This is a genomic window from Robertmurraya dakarensis, assembly GCF_900156875.1.
In the GTDB taxonomy this organism is placed as follows: Bacteria; Bacillota; Bacilli; order Bacillales; family Cytobacillaceae; genus Robertmurraya; species Robertmurraya dakarensis.
The window spans coordinates 1341324-1360789 of record NZ_LT707409.1; the positions used below are offsets into that span (position 1 = coordinate 1341324).

Annotated in this window: 16 protein-coding genes and 1 riboswitch; of the genes, 2 read left to right on the forward strand and 14 right to left on the reverse strand. The window is 37.3% G+C overall.

Annotation, left to right across the window (positions count from 1 at the left end; genetic code table 11):
* The 4 genes from thiS to pepF form a co-directional block, all read right to left on the reverse strand.
* Complete coding sequence (gene thiS, locus CZ487_RS15370; protein WP_077213169.1) at window positions 1-204, reverse strand: sulfur carrier protein ThiS; 204 nt, start codon at window positions 202-204, stop codon at window positions 1-3.
* A gap of 14 nt (window positions 205-218) precedes the next feature.
* Window positions 219-1322 (reverse strand): glycine oxidase ThiO, encoded by a 1104-nt coding sequence (gene thiO / locus CZ487_RS15375; RefSeq protein ID WP_419865756.1) that lies wholly within the window; start codon window positions 1320-1322, stop codon window positions 219-221.
* 22 nt (window positions 1323-1344) lie between these two features.
* On the reverse strand, window positions 1345-1962 hold the full coding sequence (tenI, locus tag CZ487_RS15380; protein ID WP_337189743.1) for a thiazole tautomerase TenI: 618 nt from the start codon (window positions 1960-1962) through the stop codon (window positions 1345-1347).
* Between the two features lie 77 nt (window positions 1963-2039).
* Window positions 2040-2172, reverse strand: a riboswitch (TPP riboswitch).
* Window positions 2173-2444: 272 nt separating this feature from the next.
* The gene (gene pepF / locus CZ487_RS15385) at window positions 2445-4232 is read right to left on the reverse strand and encodes an oligoendopeptidase F (protein ID WP_077213172.1); all 1788 of its coding nucleotides are present in this window, start codon (window positions 4230-4232) and stop codon (window positions 2445-2447) included.
* Between the two features lie 142 nt (window positions 4233-4374).
* Here pepF and CZ487_RS15390 point away from each other — a divergent pair, with 142 nt between their 5' ends.
* Window positions 4375-5160 (forward strand): hypothetical protein, encoded by a 786-nt coding sequence (locus CZ487_RS15390; protein WP_077213173.1) that lies wholly within the window; start codon window positions 4375-4377, stop codon window positions 5158-5160.
* 41 nt (window positions 5161-5201) lie between these two features.
* Here the strand turns inward: CZ487_RS15390 and CZ487_RS15395 are convergent, their stop codons facing one another.
* The 6 genes from CZ487_RS15395 to CZ487_RS15420 form a co-directional block, all read right to left on the reverse strand.
* Window positions 5202-6806: an ABC transporter substrate-binding protein gene (locus CZ487_RS15395; RefSeq protein ID WP_077213174.1), complete on the reverse strand. Its 1605-nt coding sequence runs from the start codon at window positions 6804-6806 to the stop codon at window positions 5202-5204.
* A gap of 574 nt (window positions 6807-7380) precedes the next feature.
* Entirely contained in the window at window positions 7381-8994 is a 1614-nt protein-coding gene (locus tag CZ487_RS15400; RefSeq protein ID WP_077213175.1) for an ABC transporter substrate-binding protein, read from the reverse strand.
* 106 nt (window positions 8995-9100) lie between these two features.
* Complete coding sequence (locus tag CZ487_RS15405) at window positions 9101-10102, reverse strand: ABC transporter ATP-binding protein (RefSeq protein ID WP_077213176.1); 1002 nt, start codon at window positions 10100-10102, stop codon at window positions 9101-9103.
* Entirely contained in the window at window positions 10084-11049 is a 966-nt protein-coding gene (locus CZ487_RS15410) for an ABC transporter ATP-binding protein (protein WP_077213177.1), read from the reverse strand. The genes CZ487_RS15405 and CZ487_RS15410 overlap by 19 nt, the downstream gene beginning before the upstream one ends.
* Before the next feature lie 18 nt (window positions 11050-11067).
* Complete coding sequence (locus CZ487_RS15415) at window positions 11068-11964, reverse strand: ABC transporter permease (protein ID WP_084783294.1); 897 nt, start codon at window positions 11962-11964, stop codon at window positions 11068-11070.
* A 102-nt stretch (window positions 11965-12066) separates the two neighbouring features.
* Window positions 12067-13005, reverse strand: a complete 939-nt coding sequence (locus tag CZ487_RS15420) for an ABC transporter permease (RefSeq protein ID WP_077213178.1) — start codon at window positions 13003-13005, stop codon at window positions 12067-12069.
* Between the two features lie 251 nt (window positions 13006-13256).
* Here CZ487_RS15420 and CZ487_RS15425 point away from each other — a divergent pair, with 251 nt between their 5' ends.
* Complete coding sequence (locus CZ487_RS15425; protein ID WP_272914225.1) at window positions 13257-14153, forward strand: LysR family transcriptional regulator; 897 nt, start codon at window positions 13257-13259, stop codon at window positions 14151-14153.
* Window positions 14154-14603: 450 nt separating this feature from the next.
* Here CZ487_RS15425 and CZ487_RS15430 read toward each other — a convergent pair whose 3' ends face one another.
* From CZ487_RS15430 to CZ487_RS15445, 4 genes are all read right to left on the reverse strand, one after another.
* Complete coding sequence (locus CZ487_RS15430; protein WP_077213180.1) at window positions 14604-15554, reverse strand: D-2-hydroxyacid dehydrogenase; 951 nt, start codon at window positions 15552-15554, stop codon at window positions 14604-14606.
* A 44-nt stretch (window positions 15555-15598) separates the two neighbouring features.
* Window positions 15599-16750: an acyl-CoA dehydrogenase family protein gene (locus CZ487_RS15435; protein ID WP_077213181.1), complete on the reverse strand. Its 1152-nt coding sequence runs from the start codon at window positions 16748-16750 to the stop codon at window positions 15599-15601.
* A 111-nt stretch (window positions 16751-16861) separates the two neighbouring features.
* The gene (locus CZ487_RS15440) at window positions 16862-17980 is read right to left on the reverse strand and encodes an iron-containing alcohol dehydrogenase (protein WP_077213182.1); all 1119 of its coding nucleotides are present in this window, start codon (window positions 17978-17980) and stop codon (window positions 16862-16864) included.
* 95 nt (window positions 17981-18075) lie between these two features.
* Complete coding sequence (locus tag CZ487_RS15445) at window positions 18076-19305, reverse strand: CaiB/BaiF CoA transferase family protein (RefSeq protein ID WP_077213183.1); 1230 nt, start codon at window positions 19303-19305, stop codon at window positions 18076-18078.
* Window positions 19306-19466 lie beyond the last annotated feature (161 nt).

Consider the following 19466-nt stretch of genomic DNA (forward strand, 5'->3'; position numbering starts at 1 on the left):
TCATCCGCCTCCCACAAAATGAACCATTTCCACTCTATCGCCATTAGATAGAATCGTTTCTGAATGCTTGCTTTTTTCTAGAATTTCTTGATTTAACTCAATCATGACTACCTTTTGATCTAGACCAAAATATTGTATTAGCTCCGAGACATTTCCTACGTTTTCAGGAAGTTCTACCTTTTCCCCATTAATAATCAGCTGCAACTTTTCCACCCTTTCTATGAAACGATTGGTTGTAGTGAACGATTCAAATTAAATCTATCTAACTCAGGAACGATCTTTCTTTCTACTAAATCTGCTGTTAACTCTCCAGTAATCGGTGACAGCAAAATTCCATTTCGGAAATGACCTGTTGCAATGAAAAGTCCATGATATTCGGGGTGTTCACCAATATAAGGAAGGCCGTCACCCGTTTGTGGTCTAGTACCAGCCCATGCTTTTTCCCACTGTGCCTCAGCTATGACTGGAAGAAGCTCCTTGGCCTTTTCCATTAAAGTGGCGATTCCATCTAGACTTACTTTACGATCAAAAGTATGTGTCTTTACCGTCGCACCTACCAAAATGCGCCCCCCAGACTTGGGCACGAGATAACACCCATGTGAGAAAATGGTTTTTTCAAGAAGCGGCTTATCTGTCTTTACAAAAAAGCATTCTCCTTTAACTGGATAGACCACAAGCTCAAGACCTGACTTCTGCAGCAAATGTCGGCTCCAAGCACCATTTGCCGCAATAATATTTTCGCCATAAAAATTACCGTCATCTGTTTCAACGCCAATTGCCTTTTTCTTTTCAAAAATAAAAGAGTGGACAGCGGTAAATTCCTTTATCTCTGCACCTAACACGGCTGCAGATTGGAAAAAAGCCTTTGAAAGCTGTGGAGCAGAAACTTGACCATCTTTCCTGATATACATTCCACCTTTAATTTCTTTCGACAAGAACGGTTCCACTTTTAGTAATTCTTCTGTCGAAACCCACTCCGCTTCTTCTCCAGCATTTCGTTGAATGTCCATGATGTTCTTAAGTGCAGACTTTTCCTCATTTGAAAGAGCTACCTTGAACATCCCTTTGTTGATAAATTCAATATCGACTCCGCTTACTTCTTTTAGTTCTTTAGATAGGTGCGGAAACATTTCTCTACTTCGCTTGGCTAACGGAAAGAGTGGACTGTCACCTTCAAGCTCCGCTTGGGCCCCTAGCATCCCAGCAGCTGCTCCAGACGATTTACTAGCAAGCTGGTCCTTTTCCAAGAGGAGCACCTTTCTTCCTCTTTTCGCTAGATAATAGGCAATAGATCCACCCATGACACCGCCGCCGACAATGATTGCATCGTATTTATGATTCACTTTATTTCCCCCTCTCTAAAACCCCAGAATAGGCTTTCACTTCTTTTAAGGGATCATCTGCTAAAAGAATACCCGACATTACCGCTATCCCTTTTGCTCCTGCACGCAAGACCTCAGCACAGTTAGAAGGTTTAATCCCGCCAATTGCAATAATCGGCAGCTCTATATCCCTTGTGATTTCTTTCAACTCTCCAAGTCCTCTGGGGCCGGTACCAGGTTTGGAGTTTGTTTGAAAAATATGCCCATACATTGCGAAATTGGCTCTCTTCTGTTCTGCCTCTTTCGCTTCATGATAGGAGTGAACAGAACACCCTACACGAAGCCCGGGAAACGCTTTCTTCACGACTGCCCCATCTAAACTATGATGCGGGAGCTGAACACCATATGTGTTTGCCGCCCAGGCGACATCGACTCGATCATTAATAATAATTTTCGAAAGCGGGATGCCTTTTGTTTTCAAGAGATTGACAGCTTGATAGAGTTGAAGCGCACTCATTTGCTTCTCCCTAAGATGAAAATAATCTACATACTCTTGAATACTTACTGCAATTTCCGCAAATGTCTCAATGGTTTGTGTTCCAGTCGAAATAATATGTAGTTCATGCTTTCTCAACTTCATCACCCCCTTTTTGAAAAATAAAAAACCACTTTCTTTTTGTAGTTAGAAAGTGGTTGGTCTTAGATCCCCTAAGTGTTTAGTGAAGGCCTCCACTTCCCTCCGCTGGTACAAACCAGATCAGGTTCTTAGGGTCCCAAAGTCATACTTTAATCTCAGCCTTTTTCAAGTAATAGCCATTTACTACCTGTAAAGGCACCCCTAGTGGTAAAAATTATATGAAATTAATAATTCATTATCTTAACTTTACCATATTTCAAAAAACTTTCAATGGTCACAGGGACGCCCCGGAAAATCTTGTTTCACAGGCATGTTTCACAACGTCCTGACTTTATTCATTATTCATTTTTAAGCTGGCAAATGTGTTACGCAAGGAAATCCGCTAAGTGATGAGCAGAGAACGCAAATTTCGAGGCGTTAAAAAAAGCAGCAGAACAATCATAATAATTAGCGGGGGCAACCAAATTCGGCAGCCCCCTTTAATGTTAAATTTGCTCAAACTCCTCAACCAGTTTGTTGAACTGTTTCAAAGCATTTTCAATTGGTTCTGGCGTTGTTAAGTCTACCCCTGTCTTTTTCAATAACTCCAATGGATAATCAGAGCTGCCACTCTTTAAAAATTCTAAATATGTTGCCAGTGTATCTTGGTCTCCTTCAAAGATTCTAGTCGCTAGATGAATCGCCGATGCATATCCCGTCGCATATTTGTAAACGTAAAAAGGACGATAAAAATGTGGAATCCGCGTCCAGCCGTATTTTACCTCATCATCAAACACAATTTCGTCGCCATTGTATTCTCTGAATAAATCTTCATAAATGCCGCTGAAAACTTCAACATTCAAAGGTTTGCCTTGCTCTGCAAGCTCATGTGTCTTCTTCTCAAACTCCGCAAACATCACTTGCGTAAAGAAAGTACCTTTATATTGATCAATAAAATGATTAAGCAAATGTGTGCGAAGATTGCTGTCTGTTTGATGCTTTAGTAAGTAATTAATAAGCAGCACTTCATTTACGGTGGAGGCCACCTCTGCCACAAATATACTGTAGCGGGCCGTGATTTGTGGCTGATGCTTTGAACTTAACAAGCTGTGAACTCCATGACCGCATTCATGGACCAATGTAAACAAACTGTCCAAATTATCCTGATGGTTCAATAAAATATAAGGATGTACACCGTATACTCCTAAATTATAAGCGCCTGAACGCTTCCCGGGTGTTTCACGTACATCAATAAAACGTGATTTCTTAAACATTTTTAAAGCATCGATATAGTCTCCGCCTAATGGTGCCAGCGCTTTTAACATCGTCTCATACGCTTCTTCATATGGAATTTCCTCTTTTACACCGCTTACGAGCGGAACACTCAAGTCATATTGACGAAGTTCGTCAAGCTTTAACTTTTTCTTACGAAGGCTTGTGTACCGATGCATCGGGCCAATGTTTTTCTTTGTCGTCAGAATCAAATTTTCATAAACATCCCTCGGGACATTATCTCCAAACAAGCCTTTTTCCAGTGCAGATGGATAATGACGCAATCTGGCCATCGTAACATTATTTTTAACTGCACCAGCGAGCGTTGAGGCAATCGAATTTTTCAATTGTACATAAGGTTGATAGTAAGCCTTATAAGCTTCCTTCCGTTTCTCGCGGTCTTCATCTTCAATTAATTTGGCATACATCCCACGTGTGAGCTCGACTTTTTCTCCAGAATCTGTTGTTACGAGTCCAAATTTAATATCAGCATTGTTCATCATCCCATATGTATGACTTGGGACAGACAAGGCCTCACCAAGCTGAGAAAGTAACTCTTCCTGCTCTTTGCTAAGCACATGTGCCTTATAGCGGAAGGAATCCAATAAATCCTCTTCAAAATATTCCAAGCCCTTTTCTTCAGAAATGTAGTTTTTCAGGGTCTCTTCATCCAAACTTAATAAAAATGGCATAAAAAAGGAAGTCGCAGCGCTAATTTTTACACTAAGCTGTTTGGCTCGGTCTAATAGTGATTGTGATTCCGTCACTCTCGTGTCCTGATCAACTGTTAACATTGCAAACGCGTAAGCTTTATTGAAGGTGTAGGACAGCTCTTCACTCTGCTTCAAATATTGATAAAGACTTTTCCCGTCATGGATTTGACCATCGAATTCTTTTAACTTGATTGCCATCCCTTCAACCTTTTGTAAATCTTCTTCCCATTGGTTTATATCATGGTAAAGATCAGCCAAGTTCCACTTTTCATCTAAAGGCACTTCGTCTCTCGATTTGTAAGTATTCATTTAATTGCCCCTTTTTTGTGTGATTTCATTGAGTTCCATATAACCTTCATATTAAAATAATAATACTAATATATTCACATTTCACTTTCTAAACACTCTAATAAAGAAATACTATCCATTTTAACTATAAGGATGTGTAAAAATGTCAGTCACACTGCCGCATATTGAAGATACAAATTCAACAAATTATTTTCCCCCGCAAGGTGAATTTGAAACCTTTCAAGATGATTCTGATTATGAAGAAAAAGTACGTGAATGGGGGCTCTCCACCACAAAAGAAGTAAAGAAAGAATTTTGGTATAAGGAAGCAACTCATCAGCGCCTAGTCACGATTAAAGGCTATCAAGTATATGGACAAAGCGATGATCATTATACGGTCGTCATTGAATTTCAAGACGGGAACCTAAGCTGCATCCACCCTGCATACTTAAAGGAAATGCAATCACCAAGCTTTGGGAAAGTCCTTGCATCAGCATCTGGTGGCGAACCCCAGGCAGCAGTGGAGGAGAAAGCATCCGCAAAGCCAAAAGCTTCAAAGCCTGCTGCTAAAAAAACTGAACCGAAGAAAGCAGAAAAGAAAGACAAGCCAGCAAAGCTGGATCTCCCTGCCGACAAGGTTCATTTCACAGGAAGTGTGAAGCAGTTCGCTTTAACATGGAATAATTTTAATGAAGAAAATGACGAGGTCGTCGTCCTTGAAAATGTCATCATTGAAGGTGAGAACCCACTCGAAGTGGGACTCGCTTGGTGCAGCCATTCTAAGACATTGAAAAAGTTTGAACTCAGCCCTGGAGACAAACTTGAGTTTGATGGAAAAATTGTTAAAAAGAAGCTGCCAAAAGGGAAAGATATTGAAGACGAAGAGATGATTATAGAAGACCCCGTCCACTATAAAGTCAACAACCCATCGAAAATTAAGAAAAGCTAGAAGAATGAGGGATCGTTCTTTTAGCTTTTTACCCGACACGCTTACTCTAAATCTGTATTTTCAGTAATCTCATAATAATATCCAAGTGCGCCATTGTAGCTGTCATTGTTGTATCCAAGTTTAACTCTTTTATTTCTTACCATTACTGTAGCAGTATCGATAAATGGAACGATAGCATAATAGTCCTTTATTTCTTGCTGAATTTCTGCATAAAGGGCATTTGCTTTTTCCTCATCGGTTTCAACAAGTGCTTGTGTAATTTTATCATCACTCCCGCTATATAAGGAATAATTCGCATTTCCTGTCGTTGTTCCTACAGAGGAAGGACCATAATAGACATCTCGCATCCACCATGAGATATGTGGAGGGCGATTAAATGCTACATATGAAAAGCTGTGCATGGCTTTTCTATTATTGTCATGGAAAGTCGTATGTTCTACCTTTTCTAGAGGTAAATCAATACCTACCTGTTTAAGTTGGTCTTGAACATAGGTCATAGGTCTTAAAATATGTGCACCAGTAGATACAAATTGTGTAGGTAATTTTAATCCATCTTCATAACCGGCCTCTTTTAGCAATTGCTTGGCTTTTTCAGGGTTATACTCATAGGCACCAACGTCCACAGAACCTGAAACACTTTCAGGTACAGGTCCTTTCGGGACTGCAGCAACCCCTTCTGCTGCAAAGGTTTTTACATACGCATCCACATCGATGGCATGGGCGACCGCTTGCCTTACACGGATATCGTCAAATGGCGCTTTCTTTGTATTAAAGAAAAATGCTCCAATAGCAAACTTGTCACCAATATCGATTTTTAGATTTTCTTTTGCCATCGTACTTTCGACCCACAACGGATCGCCTGAACCAAAAGCAATATGAATATCCCCTTTTTCAAGTGCAATATCGATTGCCGTCGGATCAGTCATAATTTTCAAAATCATCTTATCGATTTTTGGTTCTCCTCTGAAGTAATCCTTGTTTTTAACAAGTACTCCCTGATCCTGAGTTTTATATTGTTCAAACATAAAAGGTCCAGTACCAATGTAGGGTTCACCAGCTTCAACTGCTTTCATATTTACAATATGACCACCAGAAAAGTTAACCACACGTGTCAGAAAGTTCGGATCTGGTTCCATCAAATTGAATGTCACTGTATATTCATCTGGTGTATCTATACTTTCAACATGTTTGAAATTCAATGCCGCTGAGATACCGTTGCTTTCATCCATAACTCTTTCAAATGACAGCTTGACATCCTCTGAGGTAAGTTCGCCATAGCCTTTATGCCATTGAACACCTTTTCTTAAATAAAATGTCCACTCCGTTGCATCCTCGTTGGATTCCCACTTTTCGGCGAGATCTCCTTCGATGTTATCAACATCTACCGTTCCTGACGGTAATCGTACTAAACCATTAAACAAAGGAATAACTGAGGCATATTCGGGAAGACCCGCTAGATAATGTGGATCGAAGTCTTTTACTTCACCACCAATTTGAACATATAAGACTTTTTCGCCTCCTTGTTGTTCTGAAAGGTTATTTGTATCGGTTGAAGTATTTGGCTTTGTCGATTCTTCACTTGTACAAGCAGTCATTAAGAAAATGGATACTACTAATAAAAAAATAAACTTTCTTAATCGGAACATTTGAGAACCTCCTCTTTCTTTTCCTCTTAATTAACTAGGGAAAATCATTAAACTCTTTGACTTGAAAACTAGGAGATGCATCGTTCATTTTAATTAGTACTTTTAATGATCTGTTAAATAGTACATTCGGCTCCTATCGATTTCCGTCATCCTTATAAGAGATACACCCACATTTGAAAACGCTTTCTTTTTTTAGAAAACAAGAAGATCACCCTTTTACAACAAGAGTACGTAAACAACCCCCTTTAGTTATAAATTAACAGAAAATTTAAAATACTCATAACTTCTACTTTTGATTTTAAAAGAAAGACATTCTAATGTAAAATAGGCAAATTTTATATTAGATATAACGAAGATTAATATATTAATGATGATTTAAATAGTATATATGTTTTTTCTTATTCATAGCTAAGCATTTTCATTACCAATTGCAACAGAATCCTAGTTAAAAAACACCCATTAAGATGAAACAGATTGTTCTAAATCTGTCTACCTTAATGGGTGCATATCAATTAAGTCTAGGTACTATTGCTATTTTTTTATAATGGATTTCCTTATGACGCTGATTAGCTCCTTATTTTATATCGTAGTTTTCATCAATTTGATAAAAATAGGTTAATGATCCTTTAAAGCCATTGGGACCCAAGTCAACATTACTAGTACGAATTAGAGGGGAGACCGTATCTGCTAAAGGTACTACAACATAATCATCCTTAATTTTCTCTTGAATCTCCCGATATAAATTCATTGCTGTTTTTGTATCAGGTGCATATCGAGCTTTTTCAATTAAATCATCTACTTTATCATAATGTGCAAAATTTAATGCACCAGTTGGTTTTGTAACTATAGATGGCCCATAGAAGAATTCCGTTAAAGGTACGTCTACATGCGGAACACGAGTATACGGATAAAAGATTAATTGATTCATGTCATCACGGATATTAGAGTGCATCGTTGCGTTATCAACTGCTTCGATTGGCATCTCAATTCCTACTGCTCTTAACTGCTCTTGAACAAAAACAGCCTTATCCATATAATTTGAAGTATTACTTACAAACTGAGGATCCAATTGTAGTCCGTTCTCATAGCCTGCTTCAGCCAATAGTTGCTTGGATTTTTCCGGATCAAACTCATGGATACCTACATCTGCTGAACCAAAGTATCCACTGATAATCGGTCCTTTTGGTACTGCACCTAATTTATCACCAAGCTGTGATTGAACCATTGTTTCAACATCTATCGCATGCGCAATTGCCTGTCTAACGAGAATATTATCTAATGGAGGCTTAGAGGTATTCATATACATCGAGTAGAACGTCGGTGGCTGACGATAATCTATGACCACTTTATCGCTTTTTTCCCGATTTTCTACCCATAGTTTATCGGAAACACCCGCAGCCAAATGAATCTCTCCTCTATCTTGCGCAACATCAATAGCGGTCTGGTCTCTAAATACTTGAACTCTAATTTTATCTAATTTTGGGACCCCTCTAAAATATTCCTCGTTTTTTACTAGAGTAGCACCTTCTTGTGGTTTATAGCTTTCGAGTACAAATGGTCCAGTTCCAACCGGAGAGTGTTTAAAGTTATCACCTGCATCTTCTATAGCTTGCTTATTCGTAATTAAGCCACCATGGAAATTCACGACTTTTAACAAAAATGCAGAATCAGCTCTTTCAAGATTAAAAACAACGGTATAATCATCAGGAGTTTCGATGCTTATTACATTATTAAAATCATTTCTCCATGATGATCCTGTTTCCTCATCCATAATTCGTTCGAATGACCATTTCACATCCTCTGATGTTAATTCTCCATATCCCTTATGCCATTGAACCCCTTCTCTAAGATAAAAAGTCCACACTGTACTATCATCATTTGTTTCCCAAGACTCTGCGAGATCTGGTTCAATGTTATTAACATCTACTGTTCCAGGTGGGAAACGGACCAACCCATTAAAGATTGACATGGTGATAGCTAAGTCAGGGTAAGTAGCAGCCCAAGCTGGGTCTAGAGAATCTGGTTCCCCATAGATAGCAACACTTAATACTTTTTCACCACCCTGGCTCTTTTCGTTAGGATCCTCATTTGTATCTACAGATGTAGATGAATTCGGTGAACATGCAGCCAATAATAGCACAATAAAAGAAATACAAATTAACACGGTTCCCAGTCGGCTTCGAAACACGATTATCCCTCCTAAATTTATAGGTGTTTTTTTAGCAATTTGTGTTTAATATTATTCTTTGTATCACCACTTTCCTAATCGATCTAGGCTCATGAATAATAGAAATCTATATTTCATTTACATAGAAACATGCCGTTTTATGGGTTTCAGAAATAGATGTAAAATCAGGGTAAGAATTTTCACATTGCTCTTTCTTATATGGACATCTCGTATGAAAATAACAACCATTCGGTGGATTTCTCGGACTTGGAACATCGCCGTTTAAGATAATTCTATCTTGTTTATTGTCGATATCCGGATTGGCAATCGGTATTGAAGATAATAAAGCCTTTGTATATGGATGTTTCGGATTATTAAAAAGTTCCGTTTTGGATCCCATTTCAACTATCCTGCCTAAATACATGACAGCTACTCGGTCGCTAATATGATGAACAACGCTTAAATCGTGAGAAATAAAAATATAGGTTAATTGAAACTCTTGTTGTAAATCCTTTAATAGATTTAATATTTGTGATTGTATTGATACATCAAGCGCTGAAACAGGTTCATCACAAATAATTAATTCTGGGTTTACTGCTAAAGCCCTTGCGATTCCAATTCTTTGTCTCTGTCCACCCGAAAATTCATGAGGGTATCTATCCAAATATTTTGGACTTAGTCCTACAATTTCCATTAAATTAGTAAGCTTTTTTTCAAGCTCTGCCCCTTTTGCAATTCGGAAATTAACCAATGGTTCGCTAATGCTTTCTCGGATTGTATGTTTTGGATTTAATGAACTATATGGATCTTGAAAGATCATTTGTATATTACGTCGTAGATCTAATAATTCTTTACCATGGCTACTAGTAATATTCTTATTATTCAAAACAATACTTCCTGACGTAGGATCTTCTATCCTTACTAAGCACTTTCCGGTAGTGCTTTTTCCGCAGCCAGACTCACCAACAATACTAAATGTCTCACCTTTTTTAACTGTAAATGAGATATCATCTACTGCGTTGATAGAGCCAGTCACTCCACCAAAAATCCCCTCACGTATAAAATAATATTTTTTCAATCCGTTAACTTGTAATAGTACATCGGATGTTTCTAATGTGGATGCCAACATCGCACACTCCTTCCGCCACTAGTTAGCTCTATTCCAGGCTTGCTGTCTTTACAATGGTTGGTTGCCAGTTCACATCTAGGGTGGAATCTGCATCCAGATGGCATACTATTTAGATCTGGGACATTCCCTTTTATTAAATTTAACCTTTCTAAAGGTTTTCCTATAATAGGTATTGAATCTAATAACCCCTTTGTATATGGGTGTCTTGGATGATGAAATATCTCTTTAACTCTTCCCTCCTCAACAACCTCACCAGCGTACATAACAATAATACGGTCGCACGTCTCTGCAACTACCCCCAAATCATGTGTAATCATTAAAATCGTCATTCCAAATTCTTGTTGAAGCTCTTTTAGGAGATCAATGATTTGAGCCTGTATTGTCACATCTAGGGCGGTTGTAGGTTCATCAGCCAGTATGATTTTAGGATTACAAGCCAGCGCCATTGCAATCATAACCCTTTGCCTCATTCCTCCCGATAACTGATATGGATAAGCTGATAGTTTTTCTTCAGGGTCAGAAACTCTTACTTTAGTCAATAGTTCTATTGATCGTTTTTTTATCTCGCTTTTTGAAAATCTAGTATGACATTTAAATACTTCGGCTAGCTGGTTTCCAATCGTAAAACTTGGGTTAAGTGATGACATGGGTTCTTGAAAAATCATTGCAATATCTTTCCCACGGATTCTATTTAATTCCTTTTCTGATAATTTAGTAAGGTCCTTTCCTTCATATTTTATTTCACCGGAAATAAGTTTTGTTGCTGGTATTGGCAATAATCCCATGATGGATAGTGCTGTCAGACTTTTTCCGCAACCACTTTCTCCAACAATAGCTACAGTTTCATTTCGATTTACATAGAGATTGATATCGTTTAATATTTTGATATCATCCTCTGAAGCACCCGTTCCTACATTTAAATTCTTAACCTCTAACAATGCTTCCACAAATCCTTCCCCCTTCTTCTATTTACGTTGGCGCTTCAAGTGAGGATCAATGGAGTCTCGCAAACTATCACCAACCAAATTAAAGGCAATAACCACTATCATTAAAGCGAAACCAGGGAACAGAACAAGGAATGGATTAATCGTCATGAAATTTAATCCATCTTTAATGATATTTCCCCAAGTTGGCGTGGGGGGTTGTACTCCCAAACCTAGAAAGCTTAGAGTTGCTTCTATTCGAATTGCTGCTGCCATATTGAGTGATGCTACAACCAAGACTGCTCCTAATATATTGGGTAATATATGTTTGAAAATAATTTTAATCGGCCCACTTCCACTAACAATAGCTGCTTTCACAAATTCACTGTTTTTCAAACTCATCGTTGGACCTCTAGATATTCTTGCAATACCAGGAATTAGTCCTATGCTTAAAGCAATAATTAAAGTGCTGACGTTCGACCCAAGAGCCACTAAGAGCATCATACCTAGAAGTAATAAAGGTAAAGCCATGATCGATTCAATAATTCTCATCAGGATTTCATCAACCCATCCACCTATATATCCTGCTAGAAGTCCAATCGTTGTTCCAATAACAGCGCTGATCGTAACTGCAGCAAACCCTACAAATAAAGATGTTTGAGAGCCATAAATAATACGACTAAGCATATCTCGCCCCATCGTATCCGTACCTAACCAATGCTCAGCAGACGGTGGAGCAGCACGATTGATTGGATCCTGTACCATCGGTTCATAGGGTGAAATAATTGGTGCAAGTATGGCAATTAGTGTGAAAATCACTAAAATGTATAAGCCAATCATCCCTGGTTTATTACTTTTGAAAACTTTCCACGCATTCGTATCATCCTTTTTAGTAGCTGCACAATCTATTTGCGTATCTATTTGAGGTGATGTCTCCATTAATGAATGACTCCCTTCTTAATAAGCTTGTATTCTACTAGTGCTTTAAAAGTAAAACAGCCCTAAAGTTAATAAAGTTTGTTTTCATTAAGCGAAAAAGCACTAATCCCTAAAGCGAATTCTTGGGTTGATATATGAATAACTAATGTCAACTAGTAAGTTCACTATCACAACTAGTACACAAAATAGGATTAAACAGCCTTGTAATGTTGGATAATCTCGTGTAATAATCGCTTCAATTGCTAAACTTCCAAGACCTGGACGACTAAAAATGGACTCCGTAATGACGGCACCACTGATTAGAGTGGTTATATTTAAGCCAATTACGGTAACTACAGGTATTAGGCTATTCCTGACAATATGTTTTAACACAACCTTTTTCCTCGGAAGACCCTTTGCCCTTGCGGTTCTGACATAATCGTTATTGATTTCTTCTAACATTCCAGAACGCGTCATCCTCATGACGATAGCAGATTCAATTAACCCCAATGTCAGCGCAGGTAATACTAGATGATAAAGTCCGTTAACAAATCCTTCACCAGCACCCATCGAAGGAAACATAGGGATCTTTAATGCAAATGTGAGGAGAATGATAATTGCCAGGAAAAATGCCGGCATAGAAATACCGATAAGTCCAACAATTCTAAAGACATGGTCAGTTATCGTATTACGTTTAAGTGCAGTAATAATGCCAATTGGGATGCCAATCAAGGAGCAAGTGAGGATTGCCGCAAAGGTCAATTCTAAGGTATATGGGAAAAAGGTTAAAAGTTGTTCCGTTACCGGAATATTTGTTGTCAGAGAATTTCCAAAATCCAGCTTAATTAAATCACCTAGGTAGTTTACATACTGTTGCCATATTGGCAGGTCTAGTCCTAACTGCTCTCTTAGCTTTTGAAGGGATTGTTCAGTTGCCGTTTCACCTAGTATTACCTGTGCGGGATCCCCTGGAAGTCCCCTTAAAATGATAAAAATAATGGAGACCGTGATAAAAATAGTTGGTATTGATAACAAAATCCTACGAATGGTGTAATTAAGCAAACTCTCCTCTCCTCCTCAAAAAAATAAATAAATTAGTAGCTGATTGTTAGTTATTAAATCAATCATTTAATCTTATATTTTCATATAGCCGTATCTTCTAAAACGCTTACAAATTAGGATTCCTTCTTAATTTTCCGAAAGTACTTAATATTCGGATATTTATATCTAACCATATTGCCTGTATAATGTAAAATAAGGATATTTTATATTATCATTAAAATCTTGAATACAAGGAGATACATAAATGAGAAATTGACCAATTTTATTTTTTAATAGAAGTAGAAAAATTTGGATCTATCTCTTTAGCTGCTGAACATCTACATGTATCGCAACCTACCATAAGTCAGGCCATAAACGCTTTGGAGATAGAACTAGGTAAGAAAATATTTTATCGTTCACGGGTTGGTACACGGCCCACTGAAGATGGCAAAGAGATCATCCTGAAAGCTAAAGAAATCCTCAACAAGGTGGAAGAGCTAAAAGAAAGCTCTAATCTTAAGTCGGAAAAGTTAACTGGCACTCTATCGATTTCAAGCGTACCCGGTATTTGTACAAGCTTACTTCCAAAAACAATAGTAGACTATAAAAATAGATTCCCCGGGATTTCTATTAAAATTTTTGAAAACGGCACTCCTCAAATTATCGAGGATATTACAACAGAAAAACATCATCTTGGCTTTGTCGCTTTTACGGATAAGGGCTACTTTAAAGAGCATACAGAATTATTTTATAAAGAATTAGCTGATTGTAAGGTAATGGTCTGTGTTGGCCGGAAATCACCCCTATCCGCTAAGAACAGTATTACTTTAGAAGAAATTATTAAAGAGCCGATCGTACCATTCAAGCCAGGCTATCAGATGTATCTAGGCATTTTGGAATTACTTCGCAAATATGGGCAACCTAATATTCTTTATAGTTCTACAAATTCTATAATGGGTAAACAAATTATGGCGGAGGGGATAGGTGTAGGCTTCTGTTCAGGATTAACGATAAAAAATGATCCGTTTTTTACATCTGGTAAACTTATTGCAATTCCAATTTCAAATGCAGATATCAAACTTTCTTATGGATATATAAGGTTAAAAAAAAGACATTTGTCAACTGCTGCCAAGGAGTTTTTAAGAGTTGTTGGAGATAATTTAATATAAATAATGCCCAAAGGTGATTTAGGCGTTTATCAATAGTATATTTATTTTGAGTAATAAAACCCTCTAATCTGTTGAATCAATTTCATAACTGCTTCTTTAAAATTGCTTGAAGGAACCCTAAGAAAATTTCTCGTTTTTTTAATTTAAGCTACTCTATTTGTTAGGTTTCTAGTTTTTTAATTCTATCTACTGCCAGTTTTTAAGTGTTATATATCAAAATGACGAATTTTAAATGTAGTTTGCTTTCTTTTAAGAGGAATTCCATTCCGAATTCTCCTAGAGAGACTTATAATAGACATAGGGAGTCTTCCTCCTGTCTTTGAGTTGGTTTCGTCCCTTACTCATTTCGACATTTTTGGGTAGTACTCCTTTTTTTATTACTGAAACCCTTGAGCCCCATAGGGCTCATAATAATGAAATTCATTCAAATAATAAAATGGTGTAGAATATCTAATAACCTTTCATTACATTAACCCTATTTTCCATTAATTCTGGTTTGTGTTCGATAAACAATTGTAAATTTCGTTTAAACATGTCTATCACTCGTTCCGTATACATGGGAGATTTTGCTGCAATATGTGGCGTAATGATGACGTTTTCTAGCTCCCAAAAAGGATGATTTTCTGGCAATGGTTCTTGTTCAAAAACATCTAAAACAGCGCCTCTGATTTTTCTCTCCTGTAAGGCTAAAATTAATGCATCTTCGTCCACAACTGCCCCTCTTGCAATATTGATTAAAACAGCATTGTTCTTCATTTTTTGAATTTGTTTCGTTCCAATCAATCCTTCCGTATCAGGAGTACTAGGTGTTATCACCACAACATAATCACTTTCCACTAGTACATCTTCCATCTTTGTTTTATCAACGGTTTTATCAAAATAAGGTAACTTTGTACCAGTTGTATTTACACCTAAAACATGCATTCCGCATGCTTTACCCATTTTAGCAATTCCTTGGCCAATTGTTCCAGTTCCAATAATACCAATCGTTTTCCTGAATATTTCATCAATTTCTACTTTTCTATCCCATATTCCATTATTCTGATTTTTGTATAGTTGATAAGAATTACGAGAAAATTGAAGGATCGACCCAATTGTATATTCTGCCATTGGTATTGTCTGAATGCCTTTTGCATTAGTCAGTTCAATCTTTTTTTCACGTAATAAATCTAATGGAAGTTTTTCTACTCCAACACTGCAAATTTGAATCCATCGAAGACCTTTCGCTTTCCTAATTAGTTCTTCTTTAACTGCTCCTAATGATACAATTACATCAGCATGATGAATGATATCTTTTGCTGCACTTGTACTAGGACGGAATAAAAATTTGACATTTGGAAACGAATTTTGTAATTCTTCCTTCATTAAATCAGTGATTCTCAACGTAAAGACAATAACCATAATTTCCCCCCCTTTATATTCCTCATATTCCTTTGATATAATCCTTAGATGAATGCTGAAATTCCAATGAGCTGTCTTCCAATTAGTAATCTATGAATTTCACTTGTACCTTCTGCAAAGGTGAAATGTCGGATATCCCTATATAGACGTTCAACCTGAAATTCTCTGCTGTAACCATACCCGCCATGAATCTGTATGGCAGTATCTACGATTTCTAATGCTGTTTCACTACCAAACATTTTAGCCATAGATGCTTCTAATCTACAATTCTCCCCCCTTTCAAGCTTACTTGCTGCTTCAAGACCCATTAACTTCATGGCCTTAAGTTTAGTAGCCATTTCAGCAATTTTGGCTTGTATTAATTGGAAACTTCCAATTTCTTTTCCAAATTGTTTCCTTTCACGGGCGTATTTAATGGCAGCATCCAAACTTGCTTGGGCCACTCCAGAACAGATAAAATTAACCATTACTCTGGCAGTATTCAGAAAATCTAGGCCTAAACGTAAACCATCACCAGTATTCCCCAAAACATTTCCCTTTGGAATCTCGCAATTCTCAAAGTAAAGCTCTGCGGTTGGACAGCTATGCATTCCCATTTTTTCAATGGCTTTCGTATGATAATCCGCTTTTTCTTTTTCTACAATAAATGCTGTAATACCATTTATTCCTTTACTTTTATCCGTCTGGGCAAGAACAATCCCTAAATCACCATCAACACCATTAGTAATAAACATCTTTGATCCATTGATAATCCACTTATCATCTCTTAATGTAGCAGTAGTTTCTATGTTGGAAGCATCTGAACCAACATTAGGCTCTGTGAGTGCAAAGAAACCAGTAACATCACCGTTTAGAATTTTAGGTAAATATTTTTCCTTTTGAGAATCAGTACCATAATGATAAAAGTAGGTTGCTAATAAATTAGTTCCACTAACGACAGCTCTTAGTGATGGCCAAACCCTCGATAATTCCTCAATCATTAGGAAGTAAGTTATATAATCTAAACCGCCTCCTCCATACTTTTCAGGTAAAAGACCTCCTATAAAACCAAAAGGTATCGTTTTTCTTACTATTTCCTTTGTTATTGGTGTATGATTTTTCTCATAATCATCAACTATTGGTGCAATCTCTTTTTCTAGAAATTTTCTTACGCTATCTTTTAGAATCTTTTGTTCAACGGTTAATTCGAAATTCAATGCCTTCACCTCTTAGTTTTCTTAATTAATCTCTTAACAAATTCACCAAGCTTTATTTAATATCGTTAAAACATGGCTATCTAGCTGTTGAACTGACAACAAAAAATTGTTTTATTTAATCTCAACTTCTGAAATGATATTTTCCACCACGAACGGAAAACTTTCTTTCGTTACGTTAAAGTCTCTTAATCGATGAGGCAAATTCAACTTATTAACCAGTTCTCGCACCAAAATAGGTGCCTCTAATGCTTTCTCTTTTACACTTACTTTCTGGCTGTTTGTAATTCCAGCCTCATATAGCACACTATATATGGAAGCTTGCTGTTCAATGGTATGAACGTACATAAATTCCATTACATTAGGTAAAATAATTGCAGATGTTAATCCATGTGGAATATCGTACGCTGCACCTAGTTGATGACCAATTATATGGGATAACCCAGTCTTTATATTTATGCTGGAAAAAAGTGATAACCAGGAGCCTAACTGACATTTCAGACGGTATTCTAAAGACTCTGGATTCTCTTTTGATAATGGTAAATATCGGAATAAATATTTTAATGACTCTAGCGACAGGGTTTGAGTTACTGGACTACTTACGGGTGAATATAACGTTTCAACTGCATGATCAATCCCCCTAATTCCTGTACTAATCCAAAAATCAACAGGTGTTTCCACACTAAATATTGGGTCTAAAAATATTTGGGACGGGGTGAGGTACTTATTAAATAAACCATATTTTTTACCCGTTGTTTGATCACTAAAGCCCGCAACACAAGAAAATTCTGCTGAGGACAAGGTTGTCGGTATCGTAAAATGAGGAAGTAAAGGTTCATACAATGATTTAGTCCTCTTACCTTTTATTGAATATTCGATTAGTTCCTCTTTCGTACTGATGCTATAAACTAACATAAATGATAGTATTTTTGCCGTGTCTATTGAGCTTCCCCCACCAATACTAATAATCACATCTGGAGAAAAGCTTTTAATTTCGTTAATATTCTTTAATAATGTTTCAACAGGTACATGTTGTTTTGATTTCATGATAAACGTTGGATAATCCTTAAAGGAATCTAACAGCTTTTTATAGGATGTCGTGCTTGTTACGCTATTCGTAGTAACGATTAATACCCTATTACTTTTGATGTTATCAATTTCACCCAGTAAATTATCGTAAACAACATAATTTCCTGACCATACTTTTTCATATGGCAAATTTTCGTATAACATATTTTTTACCCCTAACAGTCATTTTTGTGGCCTTATCAAAAGCACAATAAGTTTTCGCCTCTACCTTTAGCTGCCTAAAGATGGAGGAGAGAAAGTTAAATGATATATTTTTTTTTTAGACTTTCATACTCTTCTTTTTCTAAATTTAAAATACCTAAATATATCTCATCATTGTCAGCTCCAAGTGTTGGTCCAAGGCGCCATACTTTACCTGGGGTTTCTGAAAATTTTGGTACTATTCCAGGAGTCGCTACTTTTCCTAAATCAGGATCCTCTATTTTAGTAATATTTTCCCTTGCTGCAATATGAGAATCTCTGAATATATCCGCAATATTATTTACTGGTCCCACTGGAACATCTGCTTTTTCAAGTAGTGATGTCACTTCTTCAGCTGTTTTTTCTTTTACCCATTCCCTTATAATTCTATGAATCTCATCAGCATTCTCGGATCTTTTTCTTAAGGTTGAAAATCTTGGGTCATGAGCAAGGTTAGGCTGCCCCATTACATTCGCCAGAGACGCAAAAATCTTGTCAAGACTCGCCTGAATAACCACCCAGCGTTCATCAGCTGTTTCAAATATCTCTGCGGGTGCAAAACTCGGGTGGCGATTCCCATATCTCCCTCGTACCTCTCCCGTTTGATCATACGTGGTAACGATATCTTCAGAAATTCGAAGTGGTGCCTCATATAAAGCCAAATCGATTTCTTGACCTTTGCCTGTTCCAATGACATCACGATAGTAAACTGCCATCAATGCTGATAGTGCATTGAAAGTACCCGTCAAATAGTCCGCAATAGTAACGCCTACTCTAACAGGGGGTTGATCGGGATAACCAGTTACATACTTTAATCCGCTAAAACCAAGCGCAAGCCGATCTAGTCCCGGTTTATGTGAGTATGGACCGGATTGGCCATAGCCTGACACCCGGACCATAATCAGGCGAGGGTTGATAGCAGATAGTTCATCATATCCTAGATTCCATGATTCAAGTGTTTTAGGAGAAAAATTTTCTATGAGAATATCTGCCCACTTAACTAATCGTTTTAATAATGACTGACCTTCTGACTGACGTAAATCGAGTGTAATGGAACGCTTATTTCTGGCAGCTGTAATCCAGCCCATTGAACCTCCATTTTTTGTGCTCTTACCTGCCTGGCGGATAGTATCGCCATTCTTTGGCTGTTCCACCTTTATAACTTCAGCGCCGAAATCTGCTAATATCGAAGCACCGAATGGACCAGCAACAAGTGTGCCAATATCTAATACTTTAAGGCCTTGCAGAGGACCAAATTTTGGAACAGTACCCTCTTTTGTGTTTTTCAATTTTTTTCCACCTTTATAAATATTTTATCCTTTCACATATTGCATCAAATCAAGGGCGCTGTAAGACATGAACAATACATACACCGCCTAGTCCAATCATGTGCATTAGGCTACTGTCTTACCCCTGCCTCATGACGAAGCTGTCTTGTTACTTCTACTAT

Coding starts and splice junctions, on each gene's coding strand:
- tenI (WP_337189743.1), bottom strand. CDS start 1,962: ATGAAGTTGAGAAAGCATGAACTACATATTATTTCGACTGGAACACAA.
- pepF (WP_077213172.1), bottom strand. CDS start 4,232: ATGAATACTTACAAATCGAGAGACGAAGTGCCTTTAGATGAAAAGTGG.
- CZ487_RS15390 (WP_077213173.1), top strand. CDS start 4,375: ATGTCAGTCACACTGCCGCATATTGAAGATACAAATTCAACAAATTAT.
- CZ487_RS15395 (WP_077213174.1), bottom strand. CDS start 6,806: ATGTTCCGATTAAGAAAGTTTATTTTTTTATTAGTAGTATCCATTTTC.
- CZ487_RS15405 (WP_077213176.1), bottom strand. CDS start 10,102: ATGTTGGCATCCACATTAGAAACATCCGATGTACTATTACAAGTTAAC.
- CZ487_RS15415 (WP_084783294.1), bottom strand. CDS start 11,964: ATGGAGACATCACCTCAAATAGATACGCAAATAGATTGTGCAGCTACT.
- CZ487_RS15430 (WP_077213180.1), bottom strand. CDS start 15,554: ATGGTTATTGTCTTTACGTTGAGAATCACTGATTTAATGAAGGAAGAA.
- CZ487_RS15440 (WP_077213182.1), bottom strand. CDS start 17,980: ATGTTATACGAAAATTTGCCATATGAAAAAGTATGGTCAGGAAATTAT.